Here is a 9146-nt window from a genome sequence, read left to right as displayed (position 1 = left end):
AGAAAGAATTCAGATATTAATATATTATTATCTTTTATTGATTCAATAGTGTTTATAATAGATTTTTTAGAAGCGTAAATATCTTCTTTTGAAAATTCCCCATTTTTTATTTGATTTATTTGATTTCTAATGGCTATTATTATTTCTTCATAATTTTGAACTTTTATTTTGCTATCTATTAAAATAAATGATTTATATTTATGTACTTTAGAATCTATATTATAAACCAAATTTTTAGATTCTTTAAGATATTTATATAATTTAGAACCATTACCAACTCCTAATATTTGGTTGGCAACTAATAGTCCATAGTATAATGGATTTTCATAAAGTATTCCCGTTCTATATCCTATTACCAACCAGTTTTCATCTATATCCATATCCTCATAAATCATATTTTTAGTCTGTACCTTTCTAGTTATATTCTCCCTTTCTATTACATAAATATCATTTCTGTCAAATTTAAAAATATCTTTTATATAATCCTCTATATAATTTTCATATTGGCCAACATAAAATATTTCCATAGGGGCTTTAGATAATAATCTAAGATATTCTTTATGCAGCACATTGTTATCTATATCTTTTAAGTCTTCACTATAACCTAAAGGAGAAATACTATATCTTTCGTTTTTAAACATTTCTTCAATGCATCGATGATTAGAGTAATGTTTCATATCCTTTTTTCTCTTTTCCATTAAATCATTTAAATTTCTTTTACCATTTTCTACATGCTTGGATATAAATATACGATCTTCTAGATAGAGCTCAAATATTATCTGCTTTAAAAATATTATTGCATTCAAAAAATATTTTTGATCCTTTGCATTTATGTTTCTAGGTACTTCTATTGTTAACCTAATTACTTGTTTTTCTCCTTTTTTATTTACACTAGTGCTTAATTTAAGACCCTGCATTCCTTCTAATTTTTCATTTGTCTTTAAGTATGTATTCAATTCTTTAGTGCCCATTTTTAAAACCAATGGAAGCAAAGCATTAGCTGTCACTTGTTTTCTATCTAAAGGTAGTATGAAATAAACACTTAATGAATTGACTTTGGATTCCTCCTTACAAATTATGTTTAAATTTATGCCTTTACTAATATTAATCCTTTTAATCTCTAAATCCACACAATTAACCTCCTAATTCTTCTTATTTTATAATACCCAAATTAAAAATTAGTACTTATATAATTGATATAAATAAAAACCCAGTCATATGACGGGTTTTTGTTTATTCCTTCTTTAGTTTTTCGATTATCCTATTAATTTCCTTTACCTGATCATCATAAGGCTTACCATTCATTAAAGATAATATAATGTTTTCAATTTGATCAAATGTCTTTTTATTGTCTGTTATAAGCACCTGTCTTATCATGGTGTCATTTTCTAATATTGTCTTTATTACCATTTCTTTAATATCATCTGTTAGTTTAGTGCCATCTGCCATTTCCAGCCCCACTGCTACTACATCATTAAATATAATAGATGTAGCATTGTCTATGCCATATAAATTTACTACTAGATCGGAGATATTTTCTGATCTAATTAACAAATCCTGATCTTTGCCTCCTACATCCAAAGTTATTTCTTCATTATATTCATCTTTCTTATCCTCAACTATATTCTCTTTTTTAGTACAACCAACTATAACACTACTTAATATTAATATAATCAATAATAATTTTATTTTAAATAGACTTTCCTTATTCATATAGATTTTTCCTCCTCTCACAATATAGTTTTTCAATAAAGGAAAAATTTATTACAAAATTTAATTTATAAATTAAAAAAGGTCTAATTGAATATCCTATTAATTAAAACCTGGTTATAGTTGAATTGCAATATTATATAATATATAATAGTTCTTGTGCAAAGTTTATGGATTTTGAAAGGAAGATTTTAATGAAATTAGGAATTGTTGGATTACCAAATGTAGGAAAAAGTACTTTATTTAATGCACTAACATCTGCAAAAGCAGAAGCACAAAATTATCCCTTTTGTACTATAGAACCTAATATAGGTATAGTACCTGTTCCAGATACTAGGCTAGATTTATTGGCTAATTTAGTAAAACCAGAAAAAGTAGTTCCTGCTACTATAGAATTTTTTGATATAGCTGGTTTAGTAAAAGGTGCAAGTAAAGGTGAGGGATTAGGAAATAAGTTCTTATCACATATTAGAGAAGTAGAAGCAATAGTTCATGTAGTTAGATGTTTTGAAGATGAAAATGTAACTCATGTAGAAGGAAAAATCAGTCCAATTGATGATATTGAAATCATTAATTTAGAACTAATGCTTTCTGATTTAGAAATCATAAATAATAGGTTACAAAAAGTTGAAAAACTTGCTAAAGGAGATAAATCTTATAATAAGGAGTTTCAGTTGCTTAAAACTGTTAAAGACTCTATTGAAAAAGAACAACCTTTGAGAAGTATTTGTTTTTCACATGAAGAGATTAACTTGTTAAAAAGCTTTGGTTTATTATCTATAAAGCCTATATTGTACGTTTGTAATATATCTGAAGAAGATTTACTAAAGGATGAAGATAATAAATATGTAACATCAGTTAAAGAATATGCCTCAAAAGAAAATTCTGAAGTGATTGTAGTTTCAGCAAAGATCGAATCAGAAATATCCCTATTGGATAAAGAAGAGAAAAAAGAGTTTTTAGCTGAATTGGGTTTGGAAAGGCCAGGCTTGGATAAGTTAATAAATGCTAGTTATGATCTTTTAGGCTTAATGAGTTTCTTAACAGCAGGTCCAAAGGAAGTAAGAGCTTGGACTATTAAAAAGGGAACTAAAGCTCCAAAAGCAGCAGGAAAAATACATTCGGATATAGAAAAAGGATTTATTAGAGCAGAAATTATCAATTATAAAGATCTTCTAGATTGCGGTGGGACTACCCAAGCAAAAGAAAAAGGACTTGTACGATTAGAAGGAAAAGATTATATAATACAAGATGGAGATGTAGTCTTGTTTAGATTTAATGTGTAAAAATCAAGTGGTCAGCTAGACCACTTGATTTTTTTATATCATTATGTTTATATTTCATTATATTTTATAGTTTATTATTAAACTTGGGTCTAATACTCTAAATGTAAAAGATTCAGTGATGAAAAATCTTACCTTTTTATTATCATTATATTGATATCCTATTGATAGATCTTCTCCAATAGTTAGTTCTAAGTCTTCGTGATCGTATGGAAGCAATAACGCTCCATCTACAACATGACTATAAACTATTTTATGACCAAGAAGATCTTCTATACGCTTTTCCAATGGATATCCTGTTTCTTTAGAAATAATCCTTCTATAAGCTTCTTCTCCAACTATTAAAGCAAAAGGTCCTTCTTGATAAACTTCCTTAAGTTTTATCAAACCTTCTGTAATGGAATCCATAATGGAATTTGGATCATCCCCAAAAGTTAAGGTTTCTCCTTCAGCAGCATTAACTAACCCCTTAATATATGAATTTTTCAGTCCATTATATACTGCATTTTCTTCAAATAAAGCTATTTTTTTAGCTGCTTCCTCTAATGGTTCATAATCTATATCTTTTGCTCCTCGAGTTATATTATCTAACTCCCATCTATCCATTTCAAATTCAATTCTTGCTTCTGTTAAAGGCAATACTTTATAACTGCCATAGCAAAGATCTCCTTCTTCTTTTATTTCTCCTAATCGACCATCAGTTATTACATTGTAATCACGACCCTTAGGCCCTTCTACTTTAACTACTTTTCGTGCGGAAAGATAGGTTTTAAAAACTTCCATAAGTCTATCTTCTATTTCTTCCCAAGCTTCTTTAGTTATTGGTGCAAGTTCTCTATACAACATTATTATTTCACTCCCTTATTTTAGATCTCCAACATTCAATCCAGATTTTTCTTCAGTATCCTCTTCAGAATCTTTTCCCATTGCTGTTTCTTCAATACCAGCAATAGGTCCTTCAGTAAATAAGTAAGTTTTTAATTCTTCATCCCATACAGGCATATTCCTTCTAAGCCATTCTAATGTCATACATACATGTTCAATTTCTTCATCCCTATTATGGGCCATAATAGCTTTTAATTCTTCATCATTAGAAGCTACCACCCTTTGATTATACCAATCTACAGCTTCTACTTCTTCTTTTAGGCTGTTTAGCGCCCTAACTATATCTTTAGCCTTTTCATCTAATAACTCTACTGGTTCATGATATTGACTCATAAATTATCTCCTCCTACGATTTTTCTATTATATTAATTTTACCCATTAATGTTTAAAGTAATCATTGATTATATGTAATAAAATATCAATTTTATATAGTATAAAAAAATATAAAAAGCTAAGTAATTTCTTATCACTACTTAGCTTTTTGAAATAATTTTATTTTAACCCTTTAACTATATTTACAGAAGCGCTAGCTCCAATTCTTGAAGCCCCTGCTTCTATCATGGCAATAGCAGTTTCGTAATCTCTAACTCCTCCTGAAGCTTTAATTTGCAAATGTTCTCCTACAATACTTTTCATAAGTTTAACATCCTCTATGGTAGCACCACCAGTGCTAAAGCCAGTAGAAGTTTTCACAAAGTGAGCACCTGCTTCCTTAGATAATTGACAAGCTTTTACTTTTTCTTCTTCAGTTAATAAACAAGTTTCTATTATTACCTTTACGATTCCATTACCATTAACTGCATCTACTACTGACTTTATATCTTTCTTTACAAATTCAAAATCTTTATTCTTTAAAGCTCCTATATTTATTACCATATCTACTTCATCTGCTCCATCTTCAATAGCTTTAGTAGCTTCATAAGCTTTAACGCCTTTAGAACTTGCCCCTAAAGGAAATCCTATTACTGTTGCAATTTTAACCTCTGAATCCATTAAAATTTTTTTTGCCAATTTTACATAAAAAGGGTTAACACATACTGCTGCAAAACCATATTCTATTGCTTCATTACATAGATTTTTAATCATTTCTTCTGTAGCCTCTGGTTTTAACAATGTATGATCAATCATAGAAGCTATAGTTTTCATTAAATCACTCCTATTCTTTTATTAATTCCACCAACTCACCATTTTTTACTCCAGCAGCATTTCCTTCCTCTATATCCACATGCATTTCTAAAGCAAAATTATCCTTTACTCTTACTAAAACATTTTCAAATACTATAGACCTCATTCCTTCTGTCTTAACTTTGACTATATCTCCATCTTTGACTCCAAATTTCTTCCCATCTGATGTATGCATATGTATATGCCTTGCTGCAACTATTGTTCCGTTTTCTAAGTCGATCTCACCTTTTGGTCCAACGATTTTCACTCCTGGTGTTCCATCTATATCTCCTGAGTTCCTAACAACTGGTTTCACACCAAGTTTAAAAGCGTCAGAAATAGAAATTTCTACTTGAGTATTACTTCTAATAGGTCCCAAAACCCTAACTCCTTTAATAGTCCCTTTGGAACCGACAATATCTACCTTTTCATCACAAGCAAACTGACCTGGTTGAGATAGATCTTTTGTCCTAGTTAATTCATAATTTTCTCCAAATAAAATATTTAAGTCCTCTTGGCTTAAATGGATATGTCTATTAGATAATGCAATTGGTAATTTAAAACTCATATCAATTCCTCCCTTTAAAAGTAGTTTATCTTCCTTAATAATTATATTAGTTTGTAAATAAAAAATCAAACACCTAAGATGATAGCTGAAACAAAATATCGTAAAATTTTGGGAACGAAACTTTTACGCAATTATGCCCATTAATTTTTGATTCGCCCTCTGCTGTTGTAGCTGCAATAGATAAAGCCATAGCAATTCTATGATCATTATAAGAATTTAAATAAGCAGGTTTTAAAGCTTTAGTGCCTGCTATGGTCATACCATCAAACTGCTCTCGTATATTTGCTCCCATCTTCTTTAGTTCGCTAGATATTGCTCTTATCCTATTGCTTTCTTTGTATTTTAATTCCTCTGCCCCTTTAATAGTTGTTTCTCCTTCTGCTAAGGAAGCCGCTACAGCAATAGTAGGGATTTCATCTATTAAAGTCCCTATTATATCTTCATCTATTGTTATACCCTTTAATCTAGAATATCTCACATGAATATCAGCAATTGGTTCATTATTTATTTTTCTTTTATTGATGAGTTTTATATTTGCTCCCATCTTTTTGAGTACCTTTATTATTCCAGTCCTTGTAGGATTAATGCCTACATTTTTTATAAGTATATTGGAATCTTTTATTAAAGTAGCTGCAACCATAAAATAAGCTGCAGAAGATATATCCCCAGGAATATAAATATCTCTCCCTACTAAATGTCCATTTATATCCATGTATATTTTCTCTCTATTACTACATAAAGAATAGCCAAAATAATTCAACATCCTTTCTGTATGGTCCCTAGTAGTCCTTCCTTCATCAATACAAGTTTGACCTTCTGCATATAAACTAGCCAATAATATAGCAGATTTAACTTGGGCGCTAGCCATTGGTAATCGATATTTGATACCTTTTAACTTTTTCCCACTAGCTTTGATCTCTAAAGGAGCAAACCTATCTTCCCTTCCTTGTATATTTGCCCCCATTTTCCTTAGAGGTTTTATAATTCTGTCCATAGGTCTATTGTTTAATGAACTATCTCCTACTAAAGTAGTGTGAAAATTTTGGCCTACTAATATCCCACTTAAAAGCCTCATAGTAGTACCAGAATTACCACAATCAATTATAGAATTAGGCTTTCTAAGACCTTTGAGTCCTACACCTTCTATATTTACTTTTCCTCTTTCTATTTTTATATTTACTCCCATTTGTTCAAAAGCTTCTATGGTTCTTTTAACGTCTTCAGACGTTAAAATACCTGATACTGTAGTCATTCCCTCTGCTAAAGCCCCTATCATTATACTCCTATGGGAAATAGATTTATCCCCAGGAACTTCTATCTCTCCCTTTAAGCTGCCTCTTTTACCTTTTATAATCAAAACCATTCACCCTTTAAACTATTTATTATTATTTTCTTTTCAATATTACTATATATATCTACTCTTCCTTTATATATAGGTAAAACAAATACTATATCATTTCCCATATTTTTCTTATCATTCTTCATTATATTGAGTAAAATATTTATCTCCTCAACTTTAAATTTTATTGGAGATACTAATTTTTTTAAAACTTTAAATATTTTATTAAAATATTCATCATCAATTAATCCTAATTCTTTAGCAATATAAGACTCATATATCATTCCTAAAATTACTGCTTCTCCATGATTATATTTTGAAAATTTATAATAAGCTTCTATACTATGACCTACAGTATGTCCAAAGTTTAAAATCTTTCTAATACCTTTATCATACTTATCCTTGTTTACAATATCTCTTTTTATTGCTATTGATTTATTAATTATGTTTAACAGAATTCCTTTATCTTTCTCAAATATATTAGATATATTTGAACTAACAAATTCGAATAATTTATAATCTGATATTAGACCATATTTCAATATTTCACCAATTCCACAAGTAATATCTCTATTAGATAAGGTTTCTAAAAAGGTTATATCTATAATTACCATATTAGGAAAATAAAATGAACCTATAATATTTTTAAACCCACCATAATCTATGCCTACTTTCCCACCAACACTACTATCCACCTGTGCTAAAAGGGTTGTAGGTATTTGAATATAGTCTATACCTCTCTTAAATGAAGAAGCAACAAAACCTGCTATATCTCCTACTACACCTCCACCCAAACTAATAATCAATGTGTTCCTATCTATATTTTTCTCTATTAAATCATCATATATAGATAAAACAGTATCTATAGATTTGCTCTTTTCACCTGGTGGTAAAATATAACTATTAAAACTACACTCATTTATATTGTTATATAGATAATCAAAATAAAATTTATTGACATTTTTATCAGTTATAATATATAGGTTATTGATTTTTTTCTCTTTTAAATAGCTATTCAATAAGCCTAATATATTATCACCTATTTTTATATTCATGCTAATCACCTGTTTTTTAAACCTTCCATATAATTGTTAAAATTCATTTTCATTTCTTCAACACTATCCCCACCAAACTTTGAAACCATCTCATTAGCTAATACATAAGCAAGCATACTTTCAGCCACTATACTAGCGGATGGTACAGCGCAAACATCAGAACGTTCAAATTGGGCTAATGCCTCTTCTTTAGTCTCCATATCTATAGTGTTTAAGGGTTTTTTCAATGTGGGGATAGGTTTCATAACTGCTCTAAAAATTATATCTTCTCCGTTAGAAATTCCAGCCTCAATTCCTCCAGCATTATTGGTTTCTCTATAATATCCTTCTTCACCATAATAAATCTCATCATGAACTTGAGATCCTAATCTACTAGCAGTAGAAAAACCTAATCCAAACTCAATACCTTTTATACCTGGAATACTCATTATACTATAGGCAATTCTACCATCTAGCTTTTTATCCCAGTTTACATAACTACCCAATCCTATAGGTATATTAGTTCCAATCACCTCAATAACTCCCCCTAAAGTATCCCCTTCTTCTTTAGCTTTTTCTATTTTTTTTATTATCTTTTTTTCTGCCCTCTTGTCCAATATTCGAATAACAGACTCATCTGCTTTCAATAGTTCTTCTTTATCAATATTAAGATATATTTCGTCTGAAATTTTAATATTTCCAATCTCAATTATATGACTATATATATTAATATTAAATTCTTTCAATAATAATTTACATATACTACCTATTGCCACTCTCATAGCAGTTTCTCTAGCACTGGCTCTTTCTAATACATTTCTTCCACCTTTATGATTATATTTTAGTGTACCTGCTAAGTCTCCATGACCTGGTCTAGGTCTTGTTACCTCAACTAAATCTATATTAACTCCTTTGTTATCTATCTTAATGGATATAGGATTTCCTGTTGTATAGTCATTATTTATTCCTGAAATAATTTGAATTTTATCCCTTTCAATAGTCATTCTATTGCTTCGCCCATATCCTTTCTGCCTTCTACTAAGTTCATTGTTTATAAACTCTATATCAAAATACAAATTAGATGGAAATCCTTCCATTATACCTATTAATCCTTTACCATGAGATTCTCCAGCTGTTAAATATCTAATCATTTCATCACCTTC

At 29.3% G+C, this 9146-nt stretch carries 10 protein-coding genes; 1 reads left to right on the top strand and 9 read right to left on the bottom strand.

Going from position 1 to position 9146, the window contains the following annotated elements; all coding sequences use genetic code 11:
- Together VK998_RS12820 and VK998_RS12815 are read right to left on the bottom strand one after the other, a co-directional pair.
- Positions 1 to 1130 (bottom strand): insulinase family protein (locus VK998_RS12820; RefSeq protein WP_325229042.1); only part of this gene is annotated, 1130 nt, incomplete at its 3' end.
- 103 nt (positions 1131 to 1233) lie between these two features.
- Complete coding sequence (locus VK998_RS12815) at positions 1234 to 1713, bottom strand: YhcN/YlaJ family sporulation lipoprotein (RefSeq protein ID WP_325229039.1); 480 nt, start codon at positions 1711 to 1713, stop codon at positions 1234 to 1236.
- A gap of 191 nt (positions 1714 to 1904) precedes the next feature.
- Between VK998_RS12815 and ychF the strand changes: the two genes are divergently transcribed.
- Positions 1905 to 2996 carry a redox-regulated ATPase YchF gene (ychF, locus tag VK998_RS12810; RefSeq protein ID WP_325229036.1) on the top strand — a complete coding sequence of 364 codons (1092 nt, stop codon included), beginning with the start codon at positions 1905 to 1907 and terminating at the stop codon, positions 2994 to 2996.
- 57 nt (positions 2997 to 3053) lie between these two features.
- Here ychF and VK998_RS12805 read toward each other — a convergent pair whose 3' ends face one another.
- The 7 genes from VK998_RS12805 to aroC all read right to left on the bottom strand — a co-directional run.
- Positions 3054 to 3839 (bottom strand): family 1 encapsulin nanocompartment shell protein, encoded by a 786-nt coding sequence (locus VK998_RS12805; RefSeq protein WP_325229035.1) that lies wholly within the window; start codon positions 3837 to 3839, stop codon positions 3054 to 3056.
- Between the two features lie 15 nt (positions 3840 to 3854).
- Positions 3855 to 4211, bottom strand: coding sequence for a ferritin-like domain-containing protein (locus VK998_RS12800; protein ID WP_325229032.1), 357 nt, complete (start codon positions 4209 to 4211; stop codon positions 3855 to 3857).
- A 159-nt stretch (positions 4212 to 4370) separates the two neighbouring features.
- Positions 4371 to 5024, bottom strand: coding sequence for a deoxyribose-phosphate aldolase (gene deoC, locus VK998_RS12795; RefSeq protein ID WP_325229028.1), 654 nt, complete (start codon positions 5022 to 5024; stop codon positions 4371 to 4373).
- 10 nt (positions 5025 to 5034) lie between these two features.
- On the bottom strand, positions 5035 to 5610 hold the full coding sequence (gene pduL, locus VK998_RS12790) for a phosphate propanoyltransferase (protein WP_325229025.1): 576 nt from the start codon (positions 5608 to 5610) through the stop codon (positions 5035 to 5037).
- 73 nt (positions 5611 to 5683) lie between these two features.
- A complete protein-coding gene (aroA, locus tag VK998_RS12785) occupies positions 5684 to 6973 on the bottom strand; it encodes a 3-phosphoshikimate 1-carboxyvinyltransferase (protein ID WP_325229022.1) in 1290 nt (429 codons plus the stop codon).
- Positions 6964 to 8004 carry a 3-dehydroquinate synthase gene (aroB, locus tag VK998_RS12780; protein ID WP_325229018.1) on the bottom strand — a complete coding sequence of 347 codons (1041 nt, stop codon included), beginning with the start codon at positions 8002 to 8004 and terminating at the stop codon, positions 6964 to 6966. Before aroB ends, aroA begins: the two co-directional genes overlap by 10 nt.
- 5 nt (positions 8005 to 8009) lie before the next feature.
- Positions 8010 to 9146 (bottom strand): chorismate synthase (aroC, locus tag VK998_RS12775; RefSeq protein WP_325229015.1); only part of this gene is annotated, 1137 nt, incomplete at its 5' end.

Origin of the sequence: Schnuerera sp., assembly GCF_035459645.1 — a bacterium.
GTDB lineage: Bacteria > Bacillota > Clostridia > Tissierellales > Tepidimicrobiaceae > Schnuerera.
Note: the sequence above shows the minus strand (reverse complement) of the source record. Positions and strands in the feature narration are given on the sequence as shown.